At 66.0% G+C, this 24,380-nt stretch carries 19 protein-coding genes; 17 read left to right on the plus strand and 2 right to left on the minus strand.

The window, feature by feature from the left end:
* Nucleotides 1-370: 370 nt before the first annotated feature.
* Together Q0Z66_RS09195 and Q0Z66_RS09200 are read right to left on the minus strand one after the other, a co-directional pair.
* Nucleotides 371-1,345: a serine hydrolase gene (locus Q0Z66_RS09195; RefSeq protein ID WP_298040425.1), complete on the minus strand. Its 975-nt coding sequence runs from the start codon at nt 1,343-1,345 to the stop codon at nt 371-373.
* Nucleotides 1,345-3,105: a beta-galactosidase family protein gene (locus Q0Z66_RS09200; RefSeq protein ID WP_298040426.1), complete on the minus strand. Its 1,761-nt coding sequence runs from the start codon at nt 3,103-3,105 to the stop codon at nt 1,345-1,347. The genes Q0Z66_RS09195 and Q0Z66_RS09200 overlap by 1 nt, the downstream gene beginning before the upstream one ends.
* Before the next feature lie 75 nt (nt 3,106-3,180).
* Between Q0Z66_RS09200 and Q0Z66_RS09205 the strand changes: the two genes are divergently transcribed.
* The 17 genes from Q0Z66_RS09205 (at nt 3,181) to Q0Z66_RS09285 (ending at nt 24,351) form a co-directional block, all read left to right on the plus strand.
* On the plus strand, nt 3,181-4,956 hold the full coding sequence (locus Q0Z66_RS09205; protein WP_298040427.1) for an ABC transporter ATP-binding protein: 1,776 nt from the start codon (nt 3,181-3,183) through the stop codon (nt 4,954-4,956).
* A gap of 191 nt (nt 4,957-5,147) precedes the next feature.
* A complete protein-coding gene (locus Q0Z66_RS09210) occupies nt 5,148-6,041 on the plus strand; it encodes a PmoA family protein (RefSeq protein ID WP_298040429.1) in 894 nt (297 codons plus the stop codon).
* Between the two features lie 73 nt (nt 6,042-6,114).
* Nucleotides 6,115-7,209, plus strand: coding sequence for a Gfo/Idh/MocA family oxidoreductase (locus Q0Z66_RS09215; protein WP_298040431.1), 1,095 nt, complete (start codon nt 6,115-6,117; stop codon nt 7,207-7,209).
* Complete coding sequence (locus Q0Z66_RS09220; protein WP_298040433.1) at nt 7,206-8,120, plus strand: family 43 glycosylhydrolase; 915 nt, start codon at nt 7,206-7,208, stop codon at nt 8,118-8,120. Before Q0Z66_RS09215 ends, Q0Z66_RS09220 begins: the two co-directional genes overlap by 4 nt.
* A 131-nt stretch (nt 8,121-8,251) precedes the next feature.
* The gene (locus Q0Z66_RS09225) at nt 8,252-9,544 is read left to right on the plus strand and encodes an extracellular solute-binding protein (RefSeq protein ID WP_298040434.1); all 1,293 of its coding nucleotides are present in this window, start codon (nt 8,252-8,254) and stop codon (nt 9,542-9,544) included.
* 95 nt (nt 9,545-9,639) lie between these two features.
* Nucleotides 9,640-10,629, plus strand: a complete 990-nt coding sequence (locus Q0Z66_RS09230; RefSeq protein ID WP_298040436.1) for a carbohydrate ABC transporter permease — start codon at nt 9,640-9,642, stop codon at nt 10,627-10,629.
* Nucleotides 10,626-11,516 carry a carbohydrate ABC transporter permease gene (locus tag Q0Z66_RS09235; protein ID WP_298040438.1) on the plus strand — a complete coding sequence of 297 codons (891 nt, stop codon included), beginning with the start codon at nt 10,626-10,628 and terminating at the stop codon, nt 11,514-11,516. The genes Q0Z66_RS09230 and Q0Z66_RS09235 overlap by 4 nt, the downstream gene beginning before the upstream one ends.
* 30 nt (nt 11,517-11,546) lie before the next feature.
* A complete protein-coding gene (locus Q0Z66_RS09240; RefSeq protein ID WP_298040440.1) occupies nt 11,547-12,194 on the plus strand; it encodes a hypothetical protein in 648 nt (215 codons plus the stop codon).
* Nucleotides 12,195-12,264: 70 nt separating this feature from the next.
* On the plus strand, nt 12,265-13,536 hold the full coding sequence (locus Q0Z66_RS09245; protein ID WP_298040441.1) for an ABC transporter substrate-binding protein: 1,272 nt from the start codon (nt 12,265-12,267) through the stop codon (nt 13,534-13,536).
* A 31-nt stretch (nt 13,537-13,567) separates the two neighbouring features.
* Nucleotides 13,568-15,091, plus strand: a complete 1,524-nt coding sequence (locus tag Q0Z66_RS09250) for an alpha-L-arabinofuranosidase C-terminal domain-containing protein (protein WP_298040442.1) — start codon at nt 13,568-13,570, stop codon at nt 15,089-15,091.
* A gap of 15 nt (nt 15,092-15,106) precedes the next feature.
* Nucleotides 15,107-17,338, plus strand: a complete 2,232-nt coding sequence (locus Q0Z66_RS09255; protein ID WP_298040443.1) for a beta-galactosidase — start codon at nt 15,107-15,109, stop codon at nt 17,336-17,338.
* A 92-nt stretch (nt 17,339-17,430) separates the two neighbouring features.
* The gene (locus tag Q0Z66_RS09260) at nt 17,431-18,594 is read left to right on the plus strand and encodes a Gfo/Idh/MocA family oxidoreductase (protein WP_298040445.1); all 1,164 of its coding nucleotides are present in this window, start codon (nt 17,431-17,433) and stop codon (nt 18,592-18,594) included.
* On the plus strand, nt 18,591-19,763 hold the full coding sequence (locus tag Q0Z66_RS09265; protein ID WP_298040447.1) for a dihydrodipicolinate synthase family protein: 1,173 nt from the start codon (nt 18,591-18,593) through the stop codon (nt 19,761-19,763). The genes Q0Z66_RS09260 and Q0Z66_RS09265 overlap by 4 nt, the downstream gene beginning before the upstream one ends.
* Nucleotides 19,760-20,641, plus strand: a complete 882-nt coding sequence (locus Q0Z66_RS09270; protein WP_298040449.1) for a sugar phosphate isomerase/epimerase — start codon at nt 19,760-19,762, stop codon at nt 20,639-20,641. Before Q0Z66_RS09265 ends, Q0Z66_RS09270 begins: the two co-directional genes overlap by 4 nt.
* A gap of 10 nt (nt 20,642-20,651) precedes the next feature.
* Nucleotides 20,652-21,689, plus strand: a complete 1,038-nt coding sequence (locus Q0Z66_RS09275; RefSeq protein WP_298040451.1) for a LacI family DNA-binding transcriptional regulator — start codon at nt 20,652-20,654, stop codon at nt 21,687-21,689.
* A complete protein-coding gene (locus Q0Z66_RS09280; RefSeq protein ID WP_298040453.1) occupies nt 21,686-22,819 on the plus strand; it encodes a glycerate kinase in 1,134 nt (377 codons plus the stop codon). Before Q0Z66_RS09275 ends, Q0Z66_RS09280 begins: the two co-directional genes overlap by 4 nt.
* Before the next feature lie 188 nt (nt 22,820-23,007).
* Nucleotides 23,008-24,351: an ISL3 family transposase gene (locus Q0Z66_RS09285; RefSeq protein ID WP_298040455.1), complete on the plus strand. Its 1,344-nt coding sequence runs from the start codon at nt 23,008-23,010 to the stop codon at nt 24,349-24,351.
* The last annotated feature ends 29 nt before the right edge of the window (nt 24,352-24,380 follow it).

Consider the following 24,380-nt stretch of genomic DNA (forward strand, 5'->3'; position numbering starts at 1 on the left):
CGCCTTCGCGATCACCTTCGAAGGCCGAATCAACTAAGAATGCGCCAGGCCAGATCCACCGTTAACCTGACAGACCCAGCCTCCGATGCTCTGCTCGCGTTCCTCGCGAATCGGTGACGCCACCGATCGTTATGTTGACCGGCTCAACGACCGCCACCCGCACCGGCGCAGGCCCCGCGACGCCGGTCAACATAACCCCAAGGTCGACATACCATCGCGAGATCGCTTCTCGAAGCCGGAGGATTCAGACCCCACCTACACCCTTGATTCCGAAGAGCCGCTTTCGGCCAGGGGAACCCTTCTCCGGCGTCGACTACGACGAGGGAGTGGACGCTGCGCACGAGTTCTCCGTGCTCGCCCAAGAGGGCTGTCAGAGGCCCGCGATGATCGCGTTGTCGAGCTGATCGATCTCGACTCCATCGCGCATCGCACGGTTCGTCAGTAGAACCCAGGCGAGTCCCGCAGTCGGGTGCACCCAGAATTCCGTGCCGGCCCAACCGCCGTGACCGAAGACGTCGCGATCGATAAGTCCGGGAGCGCGCGTGCGCAGATTCCAGGTGAAGCCCCAATCCTGCCCGCGCTCGGCGATGTAAGGCTCTAGCCGCGGAATGTCACCTGTCAGAGGGCGGCGCATCATCGCGAGAGTGGATGGATGCAGGATGCCGCCCCGCTCGCCCTCGCCGATCCGCAACAGCGCGGAGCCGAGGCGCAGGAGATCATCGGCACGGCCCGCGAGACCGGCGCCGGGGGAACGCTTGAGAGCGAAGCGCTTCAGGTCGAGCCCCGCCGCCGCGGCATCCGGCACGGTGTGTGCGTCGGAGAGTTCCAGATTCAGAGTTTCGGCGCCGATCTCGGTTGCCCAGGCGCCGACTTCGACGTCCCAGGTGCCGCCGGCTGCCTGCTCGATGAGCGCGGCGATGCCCTCGAAGGCGAGCGTCGAGTATCGCGACGCGGTACCCGCGACGAAGTCGCGGCCCTGCATGAGCAACTCCTTCCGTGTGGACGACACCGAGTCCAATGGGGGCTCGCTTATGCCCGAGGTGTGGCTCGCGAGGTGCCGTAGCCGCACGACGTCATCGCGCCCGGCGCCGAAACCGGGCAGCGCCGCGGTCAGCGGGGTATCCGGGGTGAGCAGACCGCGCTCGATCACGCGCGCCGCCGCGATACCGGTGAGAGGTTTGGTGATCGAGAACAGCGGGTAACGGTCGTCGATGCGGGCATCGCCGAATGCTTCGAGCGCGACCGTGCCGTCGGCTGTTGCCACGCCGAGTACAGCTGTCGGCAGTCGCTCGGCCTCGACGTGACGGCGGACCCAATCGAACGCAGCGAAGAAAGAGCCGGCCATCACTCGACTTCGTGTCCGAGGTCGGGCCGGGCGAGGAATCGTGCCGTCGCGTCCGTCACCGCTTCCAGCTCGACGATGACGACCCGGTTGTCACCGGCACGCGTCACCGGTGCCGGGACGTACAGCGTGCGCTGCGGCCCGCGGCGCCAGTAGCGTCCGAGGAAGAATCCGTTCACCCAGGCGTAACCCTTGCCCCAGCCGCGGGTGTCGAGGAAGAGATCGGCCTGTTCGTTCAACACGAACGCGCCGCGCAGTCCCACGGGGCCCGAAACTCGGCCGTTCACGATCAGGTCCTCGGCAGTCGCAGCATCCGCCACGGCCCGGCCGAGCGCGGGCACATCGATCGTCCGCACCTGCCAGGGGCCCGCGACGGGCATCCCGTCGATGCGCGGGGCGCCGATGAGGCCCTTGGCCTCGCCGATCTTGGCGTCGTAGTTGACGCGGCCGGTCTCCTCGACGAGAAGCTCCAGCCGATTACCAGCGGGCAGCTTCAGGCTGTCGTCGCCGATACTGCGCTGCAGGCGGCCGACGGGCCGCGCGTCGCGCGAGACCCACGCGTAGTCGCGGATCTCGGCCTCGAGTACGCCAGCGCTCGACGTAGGAGCAGATGCCGTGTATTCGACGAGCACGACATCCGACCCGAGCTCGTCCATGGTCGCGGGGGCGTCGAAGAGGCCGCGATCGGTCGCAGTCAGCTCAAGCGGATCGGCGACCGCTTCGAACGGGACGGAGAGCGTCGGGGCATCCGCGGGTGTCATAGGCGGTAGATCAGGAACCGGCGAGTGCTTGGCGATGACCTCGCGGAAGGCGCGGAACTTCTCGGTCAGATCACCCGACTCGGTGATCGGCGAGTCGTAGTCGTAGCTGGTGGCCATCGGCAGGTAACGGCCGGAGTCGTTAGCGCCGGCGGTGAGGCCGAAGTTCGTACCGCCGTGGACCATGTAGATGTTGACCGAAGCTCCAGCAGCGAGCAGACGGTCGAGATCGGCGGCGCTGTCAGCGAATGTGGTGGTGTGGTGCTTCTCCCCCCAGTGATCGAACCAGCCGCACCAGAACTCCATGCACATCATCGGTCCGGTGCGCTGATGTTCGCGCAGCGTTGCCAGGCGCTCCGCGATGCGTCCGCCGAACGAGCCGGTCTTGTGCAGCGCGGGGTGCGCGCCGCCAGTTAGCATGTGCGGGACCGGCTGATCGACCTGGGTCAGCGGCACCGTGATGCCACTGGCTCGGGTGGTCGTGACGAGGGCATCGATGTAGGCGGTGTCCGATCCGTAGGCCCCGTACTCGTTCTCGATCTGCACGAGGATGACACTGCCGCCGTTGTCGATTTGGCGGGGCGCGATGATCGCGTTCACCTTCTGGAGGTAAGCGATGACCTCGGCGAGGTAGGCCGGGTCAGCGCTGCGCAGCCGTAGCGACTTGTCTGCGGTGAGCCAGGTCGGCAGGCCACCGTTGTGCCACTCCGCGCAGATGTAGGGGCCGGGGCGCACGATCGCGTGCATGCCCTCGTCGGCGATGATGTCGAGGAATCGGGCCAAGTCGACGTCGCCGTCTTCGTGCCACTGGCCTTTGATCGGTTCGTGTGCATTCCACGCGACGTAGGTCTCGATGGCATTCAGGCCCATGAGGCGCGCTTTACGGATGCGGTCGCGCCACAGATCGGGGTGCACCCGGGGGTAATGCATGGCGCCGGAGATGATCTGGTGCGGCTGGCCGTCGAGCAGGAAGTCGGTCTCACCGATGAGGAAGCGCGAAGTCACGTCGTCAGCCTACCCGGCTCGGGCAAACGCTTTCCAGTAGGCCGAATGTTGCGGCCGAGGGGCTAGCATGGAGCCGTGGCACGGAGAGCGCTTTCCGGCATCACCGACCTCATCGATGGGTCTCACCCGACGAGGTCGGTGCTGAGGCTGCTCCTGCGCCGACCAGGACGGATGTTCGTCGCGATCGCCGTATTCGCCGTGAAGGAAATCCCGATGTGGTTTCTGCCCGTCATCACCGCCGCCATCATCGACATCGTGGCAGAGCGGGGAGACGCATCCGCGGTGGTGTGGTGGTTCGCGGTTGCGGCGGTGCTGTTGCTGCAGAATTACCCGAACCACATTCTCTACACGCGCAACTTCATGACGGTCGTGCGCGACACCGGCGCGGACCTACGTAATGCCCTGGCCGCTCGGCTGCAGAGCCTGTCGATCGGCTACCACACCAGGGTCAGTGCTTCGATCGTGCAGACCAAGGTCGTCCGCGACGTCGAGAACGTCGAACTCATGCTGCAGCAGGTCACGCATCCGCTGCTATCCGCTGCGATGGTGATGACCGGTGCACTCGCGATGACGGCGATCGCCGTGCCGCAGTTCCTGCCGGTTTATGCATTGGCCGTGCCGATCGCCATCGGCATCCGCTATGGCATGCGTAACCGTTCCCGGGCGCGCAACGAGGTGTTCCGTCGCGAGGTCGAGACGCTCTCTGCGCGCGTGGGGGAGATGGCATCGCTCATTCCCGTCACACGTGCTCACGGCCTCGAGGAGACCGCCGTCACCCGGGTGGCCAGCGGCGCGGACGGCGTGCGGCGCGCCGGTCTGCACCTCGACATGCTCAACGGTCACGTCGCTTCCATCTCCTGGGTCGCGATGCAGCTGCTCGGTGTCGGATGCCTCGTGCTCGCCGCGGTATTCTCACTTACCGGCTTCCTGCCGATCACGCCCGGTGAAGTCGTGCTGCTATCGACATACTTCACGCTGCTCACCGGTGGGCTCACCCAACTTCTTATGCTGATCCCGGTCGGCGCTCGGGGGCTGGAATCGGTGCGCTCGATAGCCGAGGTTCTGCAGGAGCCCGACCTCGAACTCAACGAGGGTCGACGTGTGATCGACGTCGACGACGGCGCGATCACCCTCGAGAAGGCCTCGCACCGTTATGCGGACGCTGACGCGGACGCCCTCACCGAGATCGACCTCGAGATCCCCGCAGGCACGACCGTCGCCTTCGTCGGGTCCTCCGGATCAGGCAAGTCGACGCTCCTGAACCTCGTGCTCGGTTTCGTACGTCCCAGTGGCGGCCGTATCCTGCTCGACGGCCTTGACATGCAGACGCTCGACATGCGCACGGTGCGCCGATTCGTTTCGGTCGTTCCGCAGGAGTCGGTGCTGTTCGAGGGATCGATCCGAGACAATATCGCCTACGGGATGCTGGATGTCACCGACGAGCGCATCGTCCGGGCGCTGCGCGACGCCAACGCCTGGGACTTCGTGCAGGAACAGCCGCACGGGTGGAACACCGTCGTCGGTGAGCGCGGCGCACGCCTGTCCGGGGGCCAGCGGCAGCGCCTCGCCATCGCTCGCGCGCTAGTTCGCGACCCGCGGATCCTCCTGCTCGATGAGGCCACGTCCGCTCTCGATCCAGAATCCGAGGGGCTTGTCAAACAAGCGCTGGAGCGACTGATGAGCGGGCGCACTACCCTCGTCGTCGCCCACCGACTGTCCACCATCCGGCAGGCCGACCACATCGTGGTGCTCGAACAGGGCCGCATCGTCGAGAGCGGTGCGCACGACGAGCTGCTCGCCGCCGACGGCCGCTACGCGAAGCTGCACCTCACGCAGTCGGGGCTCACCTGAGCCGCGATCTCGAAGCATCCTCGTCCACGAAGGAGTGACATGACACAGGGCCGACCGTTCCCGGCAGCCATCATCGGCACCGGAAGGATCGATGCGGGTGAGATCACGGGCGATGATTCATTCTTCAGTACGATATCGGGCGGTGCTGTGCCCGGGCATCCTGTCCAAGAACGCACCGAGGAGGCCGTGTCATGACCCTGTCCGCCGTCCGCACCGAGTCCGAGTTCGTCGTCCGCGATGGCGATGTGGAGCTGCTGCGCTACGTGTTCGTGCCCGATTCGCCGCAGCTCGAGTCACCCAAGCCCTACCTCGATCCGCTGCGCACGCGCGCCGGCCGCGTTGTGAGCCTGTTCCGGCCGTGGGACCACGTCTGGCACAAGGGCATCGCCTGGTCGCTGCCGGTCGTCGATGACCAGAATTTCTGGGGCGGGCCCACCTACGTGCACGGGCATGGCTACGTCCAGCTGCCCAACGACGGCAGGCAGGCGCATATCGCCGTCACCGCAGTCGACGAGGGTCAGATCGCCCGCTTCGCGCACGACCTGGAATGGATCACCGAGAACGGCCGCCGTCTGTTTACCGAGCGCCGCGAGCTCACCGCGCGCCTGCTGGCCGACGAGGCCTGGGCGCTCACGTTCGCGACCGAGATGACCAACAACACGGATGCGCCGATCCTGATCGGCTCTCCGACGACGAAGGGCCGCGACAACGCCGGCTACGGCGGATTGTTCTGGCGTGGTCCGCGCTCGTTCACCGACGGAGTGCTCGTCACCGCAGACGGGACCGGGTCCGGATCGGACGTCCGCGGTCAGCGCCATGAGTGGATGGGATTCGCCGGCAGACACGACGAGATCGACGCGACCTCTCTGCTCGTGATGGTCGACTCGACCGCCAACCCGCACCATCCGCCGCAGTGGTTCGCGCGCTCCGAGGAATTCGCCGCGCTCAACCCGGCGCCGTTCTTCAGTGAAGAGTTGACGATCGCCCCGGGCGAGACGGTGGTGTTCCGCTACGCGGTTGGGGTCGCAGATGCCGGAGCGCATGCGGCACCGGCACTCGCGGCGCACTTGCGAGAGCTGCTGTGACGGGCGGCATGTGCGGGCGCCTGCACGCCTGGCAATGGACCGTCGCACCCCAACGAGATTCCGAGGCACCCGCATGACTTCCCTTCTTCGCGCCGCGATCGTCGGCACCGGCTCCGTCGCGAATCTGCACGCGCAGGCTGTGGCGCTGCATCCACGCGCTGAGCTCGTCGCCGTCACCGACCTGTCTCGCGCCGCCGCCGACGGGTTCGCCGCTCGGCACGGCGAACCTGCGGTGCATGACACTCTTGAAGATCTCCTGGCCGCGGAGCATCCCGACGTCGTCCTCATCTGCACGCCGCCGGTCGTGCACCGGGAACAGGCGCTCGCAGCGTTCGCTGCCGGGGCGCACGTGGTCGTGGAGAAACCCCCGGCGCCGTCGTTGGACGAACTCGACGAGATGCGCGCGGCCGCTGTTGCAGCAGGCCGCCGGCTGGCCGTCGTGTTCCAGCAGCGCACCGGCACCGCAGCGGCGCACGTGCGGCGCCTGCTGCACGAGGGTGCGCTGGGGCGTCCGCTGATCGCCCTCTGTCAGACGCTCTGGTATCGCGGCGAGGACTATTTCTCCGCCCCCTGGCGCGGCAAGTGGGAGACCGAGGGCGGCGGCACGACGCTCGGCCACGGTATTCATCAGCTTGATCTGCTGGGGTTCCTGCTCGGCGACTGGGCGAGTGTGCAGGGGCGCCTGTGGCGGCTCGATCGCGAGACCGAGACGGAGGACGCTTCCACGGCGACCATCACGTTCGCGAACGGCGTCGTCGCGCAGGTCGCCACCAGCGCCGTCTCACCGCGCGAGACCAGCTCGATCCGCATCGATACGCAGAAGGCGACGGTGACTGTCGACCATCTCTATGGGCATGGACATGAGAACTGGGCGATCACCCCGGCGCCTGGTTTCGAGCATGAGGCTGAGGCCTGGGCTCTGCCCGTGGCAGAGGAGCGCAGTGACCACTCGGTGCTACTGCGCGGGGTATTCGATGCGCTGCTGGACGGTCGGGAGTTGCCGGAGACCGCCGATGAGCCTGCCCGCTCGTTCGAGCTCGTCGCCGCGATCTACGCCTCGGCGGCCGCCGACGGTGCGGTGATCACCCCGGCTGATCTGGCGACGCATCCGACGCATCGCTCCGGATTCGCGAGCCCAGTGACTGATATGCGCGGGATCAGAGGATGACGCTCGCCGAGCTCTACCGTGATCCGGTCTACGATGGCGCGACTGATCCGACCGTCGTCATCGCGGACGGCCGGTGGTCGATGTTCTACACGCAGAGGCGGGCAACGCATCCCGATCCGGGTCCCGGCGTCGCCTGGGTGCACGGCAGTCGGGTCGGCGTCGCGCACTCCGATGACGGGGTGAATTGGACCTACGCCGGGACGCTCGAACCCACGGCCGACGGACTGCAGTTGGCTGCGGGGCCGCCGGGTTCCACCGACCGTACGCATTGGGCGCCCGAGGTCATTCATGACGGTGTGTGCTGGCGGATGTACCTCACCGAGATCGACGGCGTGCCCGATCGCTGGCCCGGATATGCGCGCGAGATCGTCGAGTACGTTTCCGATGACCTCGCCCGCTGGACACGCCGAGGCCCGATCGCGCTATCGAGCGATCGCGTCATCGACGCGGCCGTCGCCCGCACGCCGGACGGTGCCTGGCGACTCTGGTACAAGGATGAGGCGGCGGACAGCGTGACGATGGTTGCTACCTCGCCCGACCTCGAGGACTGGACTGTTGAGGGCGTCGCGATCGGTGGGCCTCCTCACGAAGGACCGTACGTGTTCGAGCTCGGCGGGTGGTGGTGGATGATCGTCGACGAGTGGCGTGGCATGGCAGTGTACCGTTCGACCGATGCGACCGCGTGGGAGCGGCAGGCGGACGCGGAGAGCGTGATCCTCGGTGCCGAGGAGATGCCCGGTCTCGGGTTCGGGCATCACGGTGCCGCCGTGCGTGACGCAGAACGCCTCTGGTTCTATTTCTTCGGCCACCCCGAGGGTGCGCAGGAGCGGCGCTGCGCGGTGTATCGAGTGCAACTGGGCGTCGTCGATGACAGGCTCATAACGTCGCTTGCAAAACGTTTCAACGCGTAGTACCGTTGCGGGCAAGCGCTTTCCCAGGTGGTGGATTCTTTGCCGATGGAAGCGCACCCATCCTGCATTCACATGGACAAAGAACGTTCGCCAGAGCACCGAGAACGCTGACGTTCACGGAGAGGACAACGATGTTCAACAAGAAGCGGTCACTTGCCGCGGTCGCCCTCGCGACCGGCGCGGCACTGGCACTCGCCGGCTGCGCCGGTGGCGGCACCGAACCGGCAGCGGAGTTCGACCCCGATGAGGAGGTCACTCTGGACCTCGCGTTCTGGGGCAACGACGTGCGCGCTGACCTGTATAACCAAGCCATTGCGGCGTTCAACGAGGAATACCCGAACATCACGGTGAACTCCACCTTCCTCGGCTTCCCGGAATTCTGGGAGAAGCGGCAGACAGAGGCGGCAGGCAAGAACCTGCCCGATGTCATGCAGTTCGATTACTCCTACCTGCGTCAGTACGCCGAGAACGGGCTTCTGCTCGACCTCGACCCGTACCTGGACGACATCATTCAGACGGAGCCGCTCGCCGAGAGCGCTCTGACGATCGGTGTCGTGGCCGACGCCACCTACGCGCTTCCGACCGGGACCAACGCCTGGGGGCTGTTCACCAACCCCACGATGCTGCAGGTGATCGGCGCCGAGGACTTCGACGGCGGCAGCTGGGCGGACTACACCGAGTGGATGGCCGGCGTCACCGACGCCGCAGGCGATGACATCTGGGGCGGCAGCGACTACACCGGTCGCATTCAGAACTTCGAGCTGCAGCTGCGCGCCGAAGGCAAGGAGCTCTTCAAAGAGGACGGCACGCTCGGCTTCGATGAAGAGCGTCTCGCCGAGTTCTGGGAAGAGGGACAGGAGATCCGCGATGGGATTGGCGCCCCGCAGCAGACCGTCGAAGAGTTCCTCCCTCTCGGCCCGTTCGACTCGGCGGCGGTTGCGAGCGAACTCTCCTGGGACAACTTCGGCAGCGGCTACCTCGGCAACCTCGGCGAGGCCTACCCCGAGCTGAACCTCCAGGCGCCGCCGGTGACGGTCGAGGGTGCGAAGGACCTGTACCTGAAGCCCACGATGCTGCACTCGATCGCTGCGAACACCGAGCATCCCGCGGCTGCTGCCACACTGGTGGATTTCCTGATCAACTCGCCGCAGTCGGGCGAGATCTTCGGCACTAACCGCGGCCTGCCGGCATCGAGCACGGCGCTGGACGCTGCTGACCTCGACCCGCTGAGCCAGCAGATCAGCGACTACGAGACCGCGATCGCGGACCGTCTCGGCGACGCTCCGCCGGTTCCGGTCGTCGGCTACGGCACGATCGAGGAGAAGTTCCGTCAGCTCGGAGCTGAACTGAACTTCGGCACGATCACCGTCGATGACGCCGTCGCACAGCTCTTCACAGAGATCGACGTCGTCCTGAACGGCTGATCCAGCCAACGGACCCCGGGATCGGGCGGCGCCCCCAGCAGCATCGCCCGAACCCGACCACCATCCGCACTCCCCTCACCACCACAGGAGTCCCCGTGAGCACGACCGAGACGAGAGTCATCGTCACCGGCGAGAGGCGGCGGCGCCCGCTGCCGCGACGCCGCCCTGAAAGCCTGAATCGACCCGGTCAGAAGCGCCGCGAGCGGCGCGAGACCGCTGTCGGGTATGGCTTCCTCGTGCCGTGGCTGATCGGCTTCTTCGGTCTCACGATCATTCCGATGGTCTACTCGCTCTACCTGTCATTCACGCGATACAACATCTTCCAGCCGCCTCGTTGGATCGGGCTGGACAACTACGTGCGGCTGTTCACGAACGATCCGCAGTTCATGCAGTCCGCGCAGATCACCCTGGTCTACGTTCTCGTGGGGACGCCAATCACTCTCGCCGCGGCCTTGGCCATCGCGATGCTGCTGAACTTCCGAGACAAGGGCGCTGGCTTCTTCCGCTCCGCCTTCTACGCCCCCAGCCTCATCGGCGGTTCGGTGTCCGTCGCGATCGTGTGGCGGGCGATGTTCGGCTCCGACGGGCCGGTGGACACTTCGCTGTCCTTCTTCGGCCTCGACATCGGTGGCTGGATCGGCAACCCCGCGCTCGTGCTTCCGGCGATGATCGTGCTGGCGATCTGGCAGTTCGGCGCCACCATGGTGATCTTCCTGGCCGGCCTCAAGCAGGTGCCGAAGGAGCTGTATGAAGCAGCCGAGATGGATGGCGCGAACGCCTGGCACCGATTCCGTGCGGTGACACTGCCGATGCTGTCCCCGGTGATCTTCTTCAATTTGCTGCTCGGACTGATCGGCGCGTTCCAGGTGTTCGCCTCGGCGTACATCATCTCCAACGGCTCGGGCGGGCCTGCGGGCATGACGAACTTCATCACGCTGTACCTGTACAAGCGTGGCTTCTCCGACGGTCAGATGGGCTACGCCGCTGCGATCGCGTGGGTGCTGCTCGTCGTCGTGGCGATCATCGCCTTCATCCTCTTCAGAACCCAGCGCTCCTGGGTGCACTACGCGGGAGACAACCGATGACTGCTACCGAAGCCGTTGTGACGGCATCCGCTCCTTCCCCTCGCCGTGTCAAGCGCAAGACCTGGCAGACGGTGGTCTGGCTCGTCGCCCTGGTGATCCTGACCGCGATCGTGCTTTACCCGCTGCTGTGGCTGTTCTTCTCGACGTTCAAGCCGAACTCCGAGTTCGGTCAGAACCCCGGACTGCTGCCGAACGCACCGACGATCGATAACTACATCAAGGTCGCCGACGGCATCGCCGGCGTGCCGATGTGGCGGTTCTTCTTCAACTCCCTCCTCCTGGCCGTGTCGGCCGTGGTCGGTACGGTGCTGTCATCAGCGCTGGCCGCATACGCGTTCGCACGGGTGCAGTTCAAGGGTCTGGGTATTCTGTTCGCCGCGATGATCGGCACGCTACTGCTACCGTTCCACGTCGTGATCATCCCGCAGTACATCATGTTCAACAGCTTCGGTCTGGTGGACACCTTCTGGCCGCTGATCCTGCCGAAGTTCCTGGCCACCGAGGCGTTTTTCGTGTTCCTGCTCGTGCAGTTCATGCGGCAGATGCCGCGGGATATGGACGAGGCGGCCCGCATCGACGGAGCCGGGCACTTCCGCATCTTCTGGGCGATCATCCTGCCGCTGGTCAAGCCAGCGCTGATCACGTGCGCGATCTTCTCGTTCATTTGGTCGTGGAACGACTTCCTCGGGCCGCTGCTCTACCTCACGAGCCCCGACAACTATCCGTTGCCGATCGCGCTGCGTCTGTACAACGACCAGACTTCCACCAGCGACTACGGCGCGACGGTCACGGCCTCGTTCATCGCGCTCCTGCCGGTGCTGCTGTTCTTCCTGGCGTTCCAGCGCTTCCTCGTCGACGGTGTCGCCACTCAGGGGCTGAAGGGCTGAGCGAGCATGGCCCGGTCTGAGGAGATGACGATGTCGCGTCGAGAGGAACGTGCCGCTCGCCGTGCCGCGCTTTCGGGCAGCGGGCCCACCCGGGGTGAGACACCGCCAGCGCGCTTTCCCGGTGCCGGCGCGAAGTTCGCCCTGTTCGGCGAGGCCATGCTCACAGGCTTGCTCATCACCCTCGTCGGAGTGCTGGTTGTCACGTTGCCTGCTGGTCTTGCGGCCGGTGTGCGACACATGCGTCGGTTCATCGCCGCGGAGGACTCGCGCCTGGAGCTGTTCTGGGCCGATGTGAAGAGGGCGATCCTGCCCGGACTCTCACTGGGATTCGGCGCGCTCGTGCTCGCACTCATCCTGGTGCTCGACATCGATCTGGCCCGCTCCGGCTTCCTTCCCGGCGGATCTCTGATCGAGGTCGTGGGCTGGGTCGGTTTGGTCGCGCTCGCGCTCGCGCTGCTCGCCTCCGCCAGCACATGGACACCCGAGATCGGCTGGCGCGGTGCGCTGCGCGCCGTTCCCGGTCTCGTACGTGCGGATATTGCCGGCGCCGCCTATCTCGTCGTCACGGCGGTGTTCGTCGGGGTGGCGACCTGGGCTCTCGTACCGCTGTTCATCCCGGCGATCGGATGCGCCGCACTCGCCGTCATAGCGATCCCCGAACGCCGCAGGGGTCGCTGACCCTGTCCTTCTTTTTCTCCCTATCTGCCTCTCGCGTGCCGTAGGCACGCTCCCAAAGAAAGAGACGTCAATGATGAAACGCGCCTTCTCCCTCATCGCCGTGGCCGCGACCGGAGCGCTTGTGCTCGCGGGCTGTTCCGCAGACCAGCCGCGCGGCGAATTCGACCCCCAGGCAGATGTCTCGCTGACGTTCGCCTTCTGGGGCAACGACGATCGCGCCGATCGCTACACCCAGCTGATCGAAGCGTTCAACGAAGAACACCCGAACATCACCGTCAACGTGACCTTCGGCGACTTCCCCAGCTACTGGGAGAAGCGAGCGACCGAGGTCGCCGGCGGCGGCTTGCCGGACGTGTTCCAGTTCTCCGACAGCTATCTGCGCCAGTACGGCGAGCCTGGTTACCTACTCGATCTCGCCGAAATGGAAGAGTACATCGACTTCTCCACCTTCGAGGACTCGTTGCTGGGTACTGGTCGCCTCAACGATGTGCAGTATTCGCTCCCGACCGGCTACAGCATGTGGGCCAACTTCATCAATGACGACCTGCTCGCGGAGTACGGGGTCGCCGCACCGGACGGCGGCTCGTCGTTCAGCGAGTTCGACGACTGGATGACATCGTTCACCGCTGCCGCAGACGGTGACGTCTACGGCGGAACCGACTACACGCAGCGCATTCAGACCTTCGAGCTCATGCTGCGCGCGCAGGGCAAGAACCTGTACACCGAGGACGGAGAACTCGGCTTCACCCAGGACGATCTCCGTGACTATTGGGAGTCCGGTTCAGTCATCCGCGACGGCGTGACCGCGCCCCAGCAGAGTCTTGAGGAACTGAGCCCGATGTCTGGCTTCGGCGCACAGCTGACGGCCAGCGAGATGAGCTGGAGCAACTTCCTCGGCGGATACCTCGCCGACTCAGGATCCTCGTCCATCTCGATCGTCGCCCCGCCGACCGCCGTTCCCGGTTCCCAGGATCTGTATCAGCAGGGTGGGCTCCAGGTGGCGATCGCCGAGAACACCGACCACCCCGAAGCCGCGGCGATGTTCCTCGACTTCGTCGTCAACAGCGCCGAAGCAGGCGAGATCTTCGGTACGACCCTCGGATTCCCCGCATCGTCGAGCAAGCTGGCCGGCACCGCGCTGGAGGGTGTCGACAAGCAGGTCGCGGACTATATCGCTTCGGTTGCCGACCGCGTGGGCGAGGCGCCGCCGGTGCCAGTGATCGGCTACGGCTCTCTCGAGCAGACCTTCTGGGACCAGGGCAAATCCCTCGGGCTCGGCGTGATCACCGTCGATGAAGCCGTGTCGTCCTTCTTCGCCGAGGCCGACGTCATCCTCGACTGAGCCCCGCTGACCCTTCGCAGAACGGACCTCCATGAACGACGCCTTCGGCCGCCTCGATCCGCACCGTGAGATCGCAGACATCGACCGCCGGATCTTCGGTGGGTTCGTCGAGCATCTCGGCCGTCACATCTACGACGGCATCCATGAGCCGGCACACGAGAGCGCAGACGCCGACGGCTTCCGCCGTGACGTCATCGATCTCGTGGCCGAGCTCGGGGTCTCGACCATTCGGTACCCCGGCGGCAACTTCGTCTCCGGATACCGCTGGGAGGACGGCATCGGGCCGGTAGATCAGCGCCCGCGGCGCCTCGACCTCGCCTGGCACTCCACGGAGACGAATGAGGTGGGGCTGCACGAGTTCCAGAGCTGGCTCGACAGGGTCGACAGTGAACTCATGCTCGCCGTCAACCTCGGCACCCGGGGAACGCAGGAGGCACTCGACCTGCTCGAGTACGCCAACGCCTCGGCTGACACCGACTGGACCAGGCAGCGCATCGCGAACGGGCGGCCGGATCCGTTCGGCGTGAAGATGTGGTGCCTCGGCAACGAGATGGACGGCCCGTGGCAGCTCGGACACCGGGGCGCTGACGACTACGGAAAGCTCGCTGCGCGTACCGCGAAAGCTATGCGGATGATCGATCCCGGCATCGAACTCGTGGTGTGCGGATCATCAGCTCACGGCATGCCGACATTCGGGTCGTGGGAGCGCACCGTTCTCGAGCACACGTTCGACGACGTCGATTTCATCTCGTGCCACTCCTACTACCAGGAGCACGGCGGCGACGCACAGGAGTTCCTCGCATCCGGTGTCGACATGGCGACGTTCATCGAGGAGGTCGTCGCGATTGCCGACTCGGTTGCGGCGACCCGCAAGAGCAGCAAGCGCATCATGATCTCGTTCGACGAATGGAACGTCTGGTATCTCCACCGCGAGGACGGCACCCAGTCCGGTGAAGAACTCAAGGACAAGGGCTGGCCAGTGGCGCCTCGCCTGCTGGAGGACCAGTATCACGCGCTGGATGCTGTCGTCTTCGGCGACCTGCTCATCACCCTGCTGCAACATGCCGATCGCGTACGCTCAGCCTCGCTCGCGCAGTTGGTCAACGTCATCGCGCCGATCATGACCGAGCCTGGCGGCCCGGCATGGCGGCAGACGACGTTCTTCCCGTTCTCAATCACGTCCCGACTGGCCGGCGAGCGTGCGGTGCAGGTGCCCATCACCGGTGGCACTTGCACGAGCGCGCGGTTCGGTGAGGTGGCAGCAGTGAATGCTGTTGCGACGATCGATGACGACGGCGTCTCGCTATTCGTCGTGAACCGCTCGACGACGGATGCCGCGCAGCTGCGCGTCGACCTCGCCGCGCTCGTCGTCACTCTCGGGCGCGCGCTCCGCGTCACCGAATCGCACCTGCTCCACGAGGACGACATCTACGCCGCGAACACGCTGCAGAATCCGGAGCGGGTCGGGGTGCGCCCCGCCGCTGCGACGCTCACCGATACCGAACTATCGCTCGAGCTGCCCGCGGTGTCGTGGGCTGCCATCCGTCTGAGCTGAAGAATCGAGAAGCACATGCTCACGACTACTGCGCTGCGGAGCATCCGTCTGCACGATGCGCGTCCGCCGCTTACCGAGCCGGCCATGAGCAACCGGGAGGATCCGCACGAGCGGATGCGAATCACCAGCCGCTGGATCGAGGTGAACGGCGCACCGACCATTCCCGTCACCGGTGAACTCCACTACAGCCGCGTCCCTCGTCGTCGCTGGGAAGAATCGCTGCGGCTGATGCGGGCATCCGGGCTCACCTCAGTGTCGACCTATGTGTTCTGGATTCACCACGAACCGGTCCGAGGCCGGGTCAGCTTCGAGGGGGACCTCGACCTTGCCGGGTTCATCGAGACGGCCGAACGCGTCGGGATAGACGTCGTGCTGCGGATCGGACCCTGGTGTCACGGCGAGGTACGAGGGGGTGGGCATCCGGATTGGGTCATCTCGGAGGTCGGTTCCCGCGCACGGACGGATGACGCCGAGTATCTGGCGCTCGTCCGTGACTGGTACGCCCGCATCGCCGACCAGGTTGCGCGCTTCTGCGGACCGGATCGGCCGATCGTCGGCATCCAACTCGAGAATGAGCTTCACGATCAACCCGACCATATTTCCTCTCTCAAGCGCATCGCACAGGAGAGTGGGCTGTCCGCGCCACTGTGGACGGCGACCGGGTGGGGCGGAGCGCTCCTGCCAGCGCACGACGTATTTCCGCTGTACAGCGGCTATGCGGACGGATTCTGGGCGGGGCAGGGGTCGACCTGGGACGACAGCTTCCGCGACCACTTCCGGTTCACGCACATCTGGGACGACCCGGGCGTGGGCGGCGACTTCCGGGACGACGCCGCAGCGATCATGGTGCGGCCAGTCGATCCGGAGTTCCCACCCGCCACCTGCGAGCTCGGCGGCGGGATGGCAACGGCCTATCACCGTCGTCCGATCGCGCGCGGCCGCGACATCGCCGCTCTCGCGAATGTGAAGATCGGCAACGGCTCGGCATGGCAGGGTTTCTACATGTTCGCCGGGGGCGTGAACCCCGCCGATCAGCTACAGGAGAGCCTGGCGACGGGATACCCGAACGATCTGCCACGATTCGACTACGACTTCCAAGCGGCACTCGGCGCCACGGGAAGACCAGGTGCGAGCCTCGGCCTGTTGCGCGATCACAATGCTTTCCTGGCGGCGTTCGGCGGTCGGCTCGCCGATATGTTCAGCGCACTGCCCGAGGACGCGCCGGTCGACGTGCGCAACCTCGACACGCTGCGGTGGGCCGTGCGCAGCGACGGCTCTTCCGGCATCCTCTTCCTCAACACTCACCAGCCGCATGAGCCCCTCTCCGGCTCGACGAACGTGCAGCTGCGCATCCCCTTTGCTGGTGGTGATCTGCTGGTGCCCGACCGTCCGGTCGACATCCCGAGCGGCATCATTGCTCGCTGGCCACTGCGGCTGGAGGTCGCCGGCATTCGGATCGAGTGGGCGACGGCGTCGGTATCCGGGCTCGTCGGTGGTGACGTGCCGACTCTCGTCCTGCGCGCACACGATGGGCTTCCCGCACGCATTCAATTCGCCACGCGCGCCCCGCGCGATATCGCGCCCGGCGACACCTTCCTCATAGACGGCGCGCTGCGCATCCTGGTCGTCGACGAGCAGCAGGCTGAGCGGCTGTGGTATTTCGGCGACGAGCTCTACGACTGCGCTGACGCGGTGTGGGAAGAGCCCGACGGAATTGTCATCCGCGCTGAGGACACGCCGTCGATCCGTCGTTGGACGGGGGAGGGGTTCACCCGTCTCGCGCTGCGAACTCTCGGCCGACCGGGTTCGGCAGCCCTTGTTCTGGATGAGCTGAGACCGGCCGGGGAGCCTCCGGCGCGATATGGGGAGTCGATGGGACGCTCGGCGGCACCCGATGACGCGCAGTTCGACGAGGTGGCGGGGATCTGGCGGCTCCGGATGCCGGTCGTTCGTGCGCATCCGTGCGGAGACCTCGTCGAACTGGTGATCGACTGGGAGGGCGATGTTGCACAACTGCGTGCGGACGGTGTGGTGATCGGCGACCGTTTCTGGGATGGCAGCTCGTGGCGCATCGATGCCACGGAACTGGATCCCGCCGCGGAACTGACGTTGCACATCGCGCCGATCGCCGAGCACAGCGTGATCGATCTGGACGCGACAGTGCGCGCACGGGTGGATGTAGCGGGGCGGCTCGGTGCGGTTCGACGCGTGGACCGAGTGGTCTCCTCCCGATGGGCACCGTCATAACGCAAGTTGCGGAAAGCGCTCTCCGATGCCACACTGTTGGAAAGCGTTTACCCAATTGATCGGCACTGGGCCAAAAAAGGAACGGATAGGCAATGTCACAGGCGACAACACGCGAGATCGGCATCATCATGAACGGCGTCTCCGGACGCATGGGGTATCGGCAGCACCTGGTGCGGTCGATCCTGGCTATCCGTGATCAGGGCGGCATCGAGTTGTCCGACGGCACCCGCGTCACGGTGAAGCCGATCCTTGTCGGCCGTAACGAGCAGAAGCTCGCCGAACTCGCAGCCCTCCATGGCATCGAGGACTACACCACCGATCTCGATGCGGCACTGGCCGATGAGAAGTGGGAGATCTACGCTGACTTCCTCGTCACGAAGGCGCGGGCATCCGCTATCCGCAAGGCCATCGCCGCAGGCAAGGCGATCTACACCGAGAAGCCCACGGCCGAGTCGCTTGAGGAAGCGCTCGAGCTGGCGAACCTTGCGAAGAACGCCGGCGTGAAGACCGGCGTCGTGCACGACAAGCTCTACCTGCCTGGTCTGCAGAAGCTCAAGCGCCTCATCGACTCCGGATTCTTCGGCCGCATCCTCTCGGTGCGCGGAGAATTCGGTTACTGGGTGTTCGAGGGCGACTGGCAGCCGGCGCAGCGTCCGAGCTGGAACTACCGCACCGAAGACGGCGGCGGGATCATCTCCGACATGTTCCCGCACTGGAACTACGTGCTGGAGAATCTGTTCGGCGAGGTCAAGAGCGTCTACGCCCAGGCAGCCGTGCACATCGCCGATCGGTGGGATGAAAAGGGCGATCACTACACCGCCACGGCGGAAGACGCCGCATACGGCATCTTCGAACTCGACGGCGGCATCATCGCCGAGATCAACTCGTCCTGGACGGTGCGCGTCAACCGCGATGAGTTGGTGGAATTCCAGGTCGACGGCACGCACGGCTCGGCCGTGGTCGGACTGTTCGGGGCGAAGATCCAGCCGCGTAATGCCACCCCGAAACCAGTGTGGAACCCTGACCTCGAAGACACCCACGACTATGACGCCGACTGGCAGAACGTGCCGACGAACGACGTATTCCTCAACGGCTTCCGCCAGCAGTGGGAGGAGTACCTCGAGTCCTACGTGCTGGGCACCGACTACCCGTTCGACCTGCTCGCAGGAGCAAAGGGTGTGCAGTTCGCCGAGGCCGGACTCGCGTCCAGCGCCGAGGGGTGCAAGGTCGCGATCGAACCGTTGAGCCTGTCATGAGCACGCTCCGTCTGCTCGCAGCCGATGGCGCCGTCTCGGATGCCGCGCTGAACGAGACCGGCGTCTACACGCGCCCCGACGGCCCGCTGCGCAGCCGCATCGCGTACGCGGCGGCCCACGTGGTGCCCCAGGCATTCGCCGACAACACTCCCGGCCAGCCGGCCGACATCGACTGGGATGCGACGCTCGCCTTCCGCCGGAATGTCTACTCGTGGGGTCTGGGAGTCGCCGACGCCATGGACACAGCCCAGCGCAATATGGGACTCGATGCTGCGGCCACGCGCGAGCTCATCACGCGCAGCGCCGAGGTCGCCCGCGAAGAGGGCGGATCGGTCGTCGTCGGCGTCAATACTGACCACGTCGACGATTCACACATCACGCTTGATCAGGTGATCGACGCCTACAAGGAGCAGTTGCAGTTCACCGAGGAGCAGGGCGCTGGCCCTGTGCTGATGGCGTCGCGTCATCTCGCTCGGGTGGCATCGGATGCCGCGGACTACCGACGTGTGTACCGCGAGGTGCTGCAGAGTGCGAGCGCCCCCGTCGTGCTGCACTGGCTCGGCACCGCATTCGATCCGGAGCTGGAAGGCTATTTCGGTGCGAGCGACTGGCAGACGGCATCCGATGTGCTGCTCGACATCATCGAGGAGAACCCCGGCAAAGTCGTCGGCGTGAAGATGAGCCTGCTGAACGCTGAGTCCGAGATCTCGGTGCGTGCGCGCCTCCCCGAGGGGGTGCGCATGTTCACCGGAGACGACTTCAACTACGTGGCCCTCATCGGCGGCGATTCCTTGGGTCAGGGGGACTCGCACTCGGATGCTCTGCTCGGTGCCTTCGCCGCACTCGCCCCGGTGGCATCCGCTGCCATTCAGGCGCTGGATGCCGGCGACCCGGAGGCGTACCTGCGCATCCTGGGACCCACGGAGGAACTCAGCCGTCGGGTGTTCGCGGCGCCCACTTTCTACTACAAGACCGGCGTCGCCTTCCTGTCCTGGCTGAACGGCCACCAGCCCGCCTTTCAGATGGTCGGGGGCCTGCACTCGGCACGGAGCCTGCCGCATCTGAGCCGCATCGTCGAACTAGCCAACGCATCGTTCGCACTGGAGGATCCGGCGCTCGCGCAGGATCGCTGGCACGGGTTGCTGCGGCTGAATGGAGTGAACACATGACCCTTCAGCCTCAGCTGCCGGATGCACGGCTCTCGATCAATCAGGCCACGATCAAGCACGCCGACCTCGCGACCGCCTTGCGAGTGACGGCGGAGGCCGGAGTGCAAGCGATCGGATTGTGGCGTGAACCGGTGCAGGCGGTGGGGCTCGCCACGGCGGCGAGCATGCTCACCGATTCCGGGCTTCGGTTCACCACGCACTGCCGAGCAGGGTTCTTCACCTTGCCGGAGGGGCCGGCGCGCCGGGTATCCCTTGATGACAACCGGGTCGCCATCGAAGAAGCGGCGACGCTTGCCGCAGCCGGTGCTCCCGGATCGACAGCCGTGCTCGTACTCGTCGCTGGTGGCCTGCCGGCAGGGGACCGCGATCTGGCCGGAGCGCGCGAGCGCGTACGCGACGCGATCGGCGAGCTCGCTCCGGCAGCCGAAGCGGCGGGTGTGACGCTCGCGATCGAGCCGCTTCATCCGATGTACGCGTCCGATCGATGTGTCGTCTCGACGCTCGGACAGGCGCTGGACATCGCAGCCGATTTCGATCCGACGGTCGTGGGCGTGACTGTGGACACGTTTCACATCTGGTGGGACCCGCAGGTGCTCGAGCAGATCGCCCGGGCCGGTCGAGAAGGGCGAATCGCGACGTACCAGGTCTGTGACTGGAAGACGCCGCTGCCCGCTGATGTGCTCCTGGGACGTCATTACACCGGAGACGGAGTCATCGACTTCGGGCCGATGACGCGAGCGGTCATCGCGACCGGGTACGACAGGGATATCGAAGTAGAGATCTTCAACGAGGAGATCTGGGCAACCGACCCGCTGGAAGCTGTTCGCCGAACCGCTTCGACCTTCGGTGTTGCCGTCTCTCCGTTCCTGACCGCCTAGAATCACGAGTGTGACCGACATCACCGCGCGTTCGCAGACCGGCTCCGTCACGCTGCACGATGTTGCACGTGAGGCTGGCGTCTCGCTTGCCACGGCATCCCGAGCGCTGAACGGCTCGACGCGCAAGGTTGCCGATTCGTACCGGGAGAGAGTCGAAGCGGCGGCAGAGCGGCTCGGATACACGGCGAATCTGTCCGCTCAGGCGACGGCCCGCGGTACGTCTGCCATCATCGCGCTGCTTGTGGCCGACATCGCCGACCCGTACTTCGGCGAACTCGCATCAGGGGTGGCACGCGGAGCCGACGAAGCAGGACTCGTAGTCACTATCGCGATCACTGACCGCGATTCCGAGCGGGAAGTGCGACTGGTGCGGGCCCTGCGTGGTCAACGTCCGCACGGGGTGATCCTCGCCGCGTCCCGTCCATCGCCGGAGATCGCCCCCGAACTCGTCAAGGAACTCGAACTGATCACCGGCTTCGGGGGTCGAGTTGTAGCGCTCGGCGTCGAATCGCCCGGCGTTCGATCGGTCTGGATCGACAACCGCGGGGGCGCCCGAGCACTCGGTGAGGCACTGGGCGAACGCGGCTATCGACGCGCCATCGTGCTCGCCGCTGCCGAGGGCGTTGTAACCAGCGATGCACGCCTGGCGGGATTCATCGAGGGTTTCGTCAGCGCCGGAGGAGATCAGCCTCGGGTATGTCGCGACGCGTTCACCCGCGATTCGGGCACCGAGGCAATGCGGCGAGCTCTCGCAGACGGTATCGAACCGGGTACGCTCATCTTCGGCATCAACGATGTCGTCGCGATCGGTGCCCTCGCCGCTGTCCGCGAGGCGGGGCGCGAGATCGGCACAGACATCGCCCTGTGCGGTTTCGATGACATCCCCACGGGCCGCGATGTGACGCCCGCTCTCACTACGGTGCATGTTCCGCTTGAGCAGGTCGGATACGAGGCGTTTCGGGCCGCGACCGATCCGGACTGGGCGCAGGACGCGAGCGCGCTGCGCCTTGAGGTGCGACTACGGGCGAGCACGCCGGGGTTGTCATGACTACTGTCGTCTTCGCACCGGACAGCTTCAAAGGGTCGATCTCCGCGGCCGATGCCGCGGAGGCGCTGGCTGCAGGCTGGATCGAGGCCGACCCGTCCGCCGAGTTCGTGCTGCGGCCGATGGCGGACGGCGGTGAGGGCACCGTCGAGGCGTTTGCCGCCGCGGTGGCGGGATCGGAATGGATGCCGGTGACCGTGGATGGCCCGGCAGGTGTCCCCGTGCGTACGGCCTGGCTGCTGTTGCCCCCCACACCGGATGCTCCCCACGGCACCGGGGTGATCGACCTCGCATCCACATCGGGGATTGAACTGATGGTGGAGCCGCGACCGCTCGACGCCCACACCATCGGGTTCGGGCAGGCGATCGCCGCGGCATTGGACTACGGGGTCTCTCGCCTCGTGCTCGGTATCGGCTCGAGCGCGTCCACAGATGGGGGGACCGGCATGCTCTCCGCCCTCGGTGCGCAGTTTCTGAATGAGGCCGGCAAGTCTGTCGCCCCCGGGGCGCGAGGCCTAGCCGACATCAGCGAGGTGGACACCACCGCGCTGCGCACGGCCCCGGAGACCTTCGTCCTCACCGATGTGACGAACCCTCTGGTCGGACTGCGCGGCGCCGCCGCGGTGTTCGGCCCGCAGAAGGGGCTGACCGCGTCATCGGACATCGACGCGTTGGATGCTGCTCTGGGGAAGTTGGCACAGTTGCTCGACACAGATCCGCAGCAGCCGGGGTCCGGTGCGGCCGGCGGCGTCGGCGCTGCCCTCCTCACCTGGGGCGCCACGCTCGTGCCAGGGGCGCAGGAAGTCGCTCGTCTACTCGGCCTTCCGGTGGCGATCGCCGGAGCTGACATCGTCGTGACCGGCGAGGGCTCGTACGACGGCCAGTCTGGAGACGGAAAGGTGCCGTCCTACATCGCGGGCCTTGCCGCCTCTGCGGGGGCACGAGCGGCGCTTGCCGCCGGCCGGATCACGGCGGATGCCGATACTGGGCTGTTTGTAGCCGTGGCATCCCTGATCGATCTCGCCGGGGGGTCGGACTCGGCGCTGGCAGAACCAGCACGTCATCTCCGCGCCGCCGGCGCCACTCTAGCCCGCGCGTGGACGACTGACCATGAGCGACGTGGGATAGCGTGAGATGCATCCCGCGTACCTGCGCATGGTGGGCGGAAGGGTGTATCACCACCGCCGGGATTACACGACTACACCGTCAACCGGCTCATCGCATTTGAGGGTGTAGTCGGGGTGCGCTGGTCGGTTCGCGGGTAGGGGTCGAGGTCTTCCAGGATGGAAGTTCCTACACTGCCCATCTGAAAGACCTCGACGTGCCCCAGCCTACTTTCGCCGCGCCCGATCTGACTACGTTCTGCTGTCTCGACGAGCTCGGTCTTGAAGCCGTCGGGCAACGGATCGGGCCTGAGCGTGCGGTCGTCGAGTGTCGCGTCGTCGAGCAGGACCCGTGGTGTCGGAAGTGCGGTGCTGAAGGCGTTGTGCGCGACACGGTGATCCGCCGGTTGGCGCACGAGCCGTTCGGGCACCGGCCGACGACGCTGCTGGTCCGGGTCCGCCGCTACCGGTGTGATCACTGTCGGCGGACGTGGCGGCAGGACATGACGCAGGCGGCGGCGCCACGGTCGAAGATCTCCTGTGGTGGACTCGCCTGGGCGCTGGAGGCGATCGTGGTCGACCACCTCACCGTCTCGCGTGCGGCCGCTGGCCTCGGTGTGTCTTGGCACACGGCGAACACCGTGATCATCGCCGAAGGCAAGAGGCGACTCATCGACGACCCGGGTAGGTTCGACGGGGTGACCACGATCGGTGTCGACGAGCACGTCTGGCGTCATACCCGTAAGGGTGACAAGTACGTCACGGTGATCATCGATCTCACCCCGAACCGCAACGGCACCGGACCGGGGCGGCTGTTGGACATGGTCGAGGGGCGCTCCAAGGTGGTGTTCAAGCAGTGGTTCGCCGGACGCCCGAGACAGTGGAGAGACGGCATCGAGGTTGTCGCGATGGACGGGTTCACCGGGTTCAAGACCGCTGCCGCCGAGGAACTCCCCGCGGCCGTTCCGGTGATGGACCCGTTCCATGTCGTCCGCTTCGCCGGCGACGGCCTGGATCGGTGTCGGCAGCGCGTCCAGCAGCAGACTCTCGGGCATCGGGGCCGCGCCGGGGACCCTCTCTACAAGGCCCGTCGCACCCTGCACACCGGTGACAAGCTGCTCACCGACCGTCAGAGAATCCGGCTGGAGGCACTGTTCGCTACCGACGAGCACGTCGAGGTCGAAGCGACCTGGGGGATCTACCAGCGCATCGTCGCCGCCTACCGAGAACCCGACAAGGCCGAGGGCAAACAGATGATGCAGACCGTGATCGACTCGGTCAGCACGGGCGTTCCGGCCGCGCTCGTCGAGATCCGCAGGCTCGGCCGCACACTGAAACAGAGAGCCGCCGACGTCCTCGCGTTCTTTGACCGGCCCGGCACCAGCAACGGACCCACAGAGGCCATCAACGGCCGACTCGAGCACCTCCGCGGCTCCGCCCTGGGATTCCGGAATCTGACGAACTACGTCGCTTATGTCGAATTCGACATAAGCGATGGTATGTCGACCTTGGGGGGGTCTGTCAGGTTAACGGTGGATCTGGCCTGGCGCATTCTTAGTTGATTCGGCCTTCGAAGGTGATCGCGAAGGCG

Origin of the sequence: uncultured Microbacterium sp. (genome assembly GCF_947632095.1) — a bacterium.
In the GTDB taxonomy this organism is placed as follows: domain Bacteria; phylum Actinomycetota; class Actinomycetes; order Actinomycetales; family Microbacteriaceae; genus Microbacterium.

Excerpts from the sequence above, each read along its gene's own strand:
- Q0Z66_RS09215 (WP_298040431.1), top strand. The coding sequence starts at position 6,115 with ATGACTTCCCTTCTTCGCGCCGCGATCGTCGGCACCGGCTCCGTCGCG.
- Q0Z66_RS09270 (WP_298040449.1), top strand. The coding sequence starts at position 19,760 with ATGACCCTTCAGCCTCAGCTGCCGGATGCACGGCTCTCGATCAATCAG.
- Q0Z66_RS09260 (WP_298040445.1), top strand. The coding sequence starts at position 17,431 with ATGTCACAGGCGACAACACGCGAGATCGGCATCATCATGAACGGCGTC.
- Q0Z66_RS09220 (WP_298040433.1), top strand. The coding sequence starts at position 7,206 with ATGACGCTCGCCGAGCTCTACCGTGATCCGGTCTACGATGGCGCGACT.
- Q0Z66_RS09240 (WP_298040440.1), top strand. The coding sequence starts at position 11,547 with ATGTCGCGTCGAGAGGAACGTGCCGCTCGCCGTGCCGCGCTTTCGGGC.
- Q0Z66_RS09255 (WP_298040443.1), top strand. The coding sequence starts at position 15,107 with ATGCTCACGACTACTGCGCTGCGGAGCATCCGTCTGCACGATGCGCGT.
- Q0Z66_RS09280 (WP_298040453.1), top strand. The coding sequence starts at position 21,686 with ATGACTACTGTCGTCTTCGCACCGGACAGCTTCAAAGGGTCGATCTCC.
- Q0Z66_RS09195 (WP_298040425.1), bottom strand. The coding sequence starts at position 1,345 with ATGGCCGGCTCTTTCTTCGCTGCGTTCGATTGGGTCCGCCGTCACGTC.
- Q0Z66_RS09265 (WP_298040447.1), top strand. The coding sequence starts at position 18,591 with ATGAGCACGCTCCGTCTGCTCGCAGCCGATGGCGCCGTCTCGGATGCC.
- Q0Z66_RS09235 (WP_298040438.1), top strand. The coding sequence starts at position 10,626 with ATGACTGCTACCGAAGCCGTTGTGACGGCATCCGCTCCTTCCCCTCGC.
- Q0Z66_RS09250 (WP_298040442.1), top strand. The coding sequence starts at position 13,568 with ATGAACGACGCCTTCGGCCGCCTCGATCCGCACCGTGAGATCGCAGAC.
- Q0Z66_RS09245 (WP_298040441.1), top strand. The coding sequence starts at position 12,265 with ATGATGAAACGCGCCTTCTCCCTCATCGCCGTGGCCGCGACCGGAGCG.
- Q0Z66_RS09225 (WP_298040434.1), top strand. The coding sequence starts at position 8,252 with ATGTTCAACAAGAAGCGGTCACTTGCCGCGGTCGCCCTCGCGACCGGC.
- Q0Z66_RS09210 (WP_298040429.1), top strand. The coding sequence starts at position 5,148 with ATGACCCTGTCCGCCGTCCGCACCGAGTCCGAGTTCGTCGTCCGCGAT.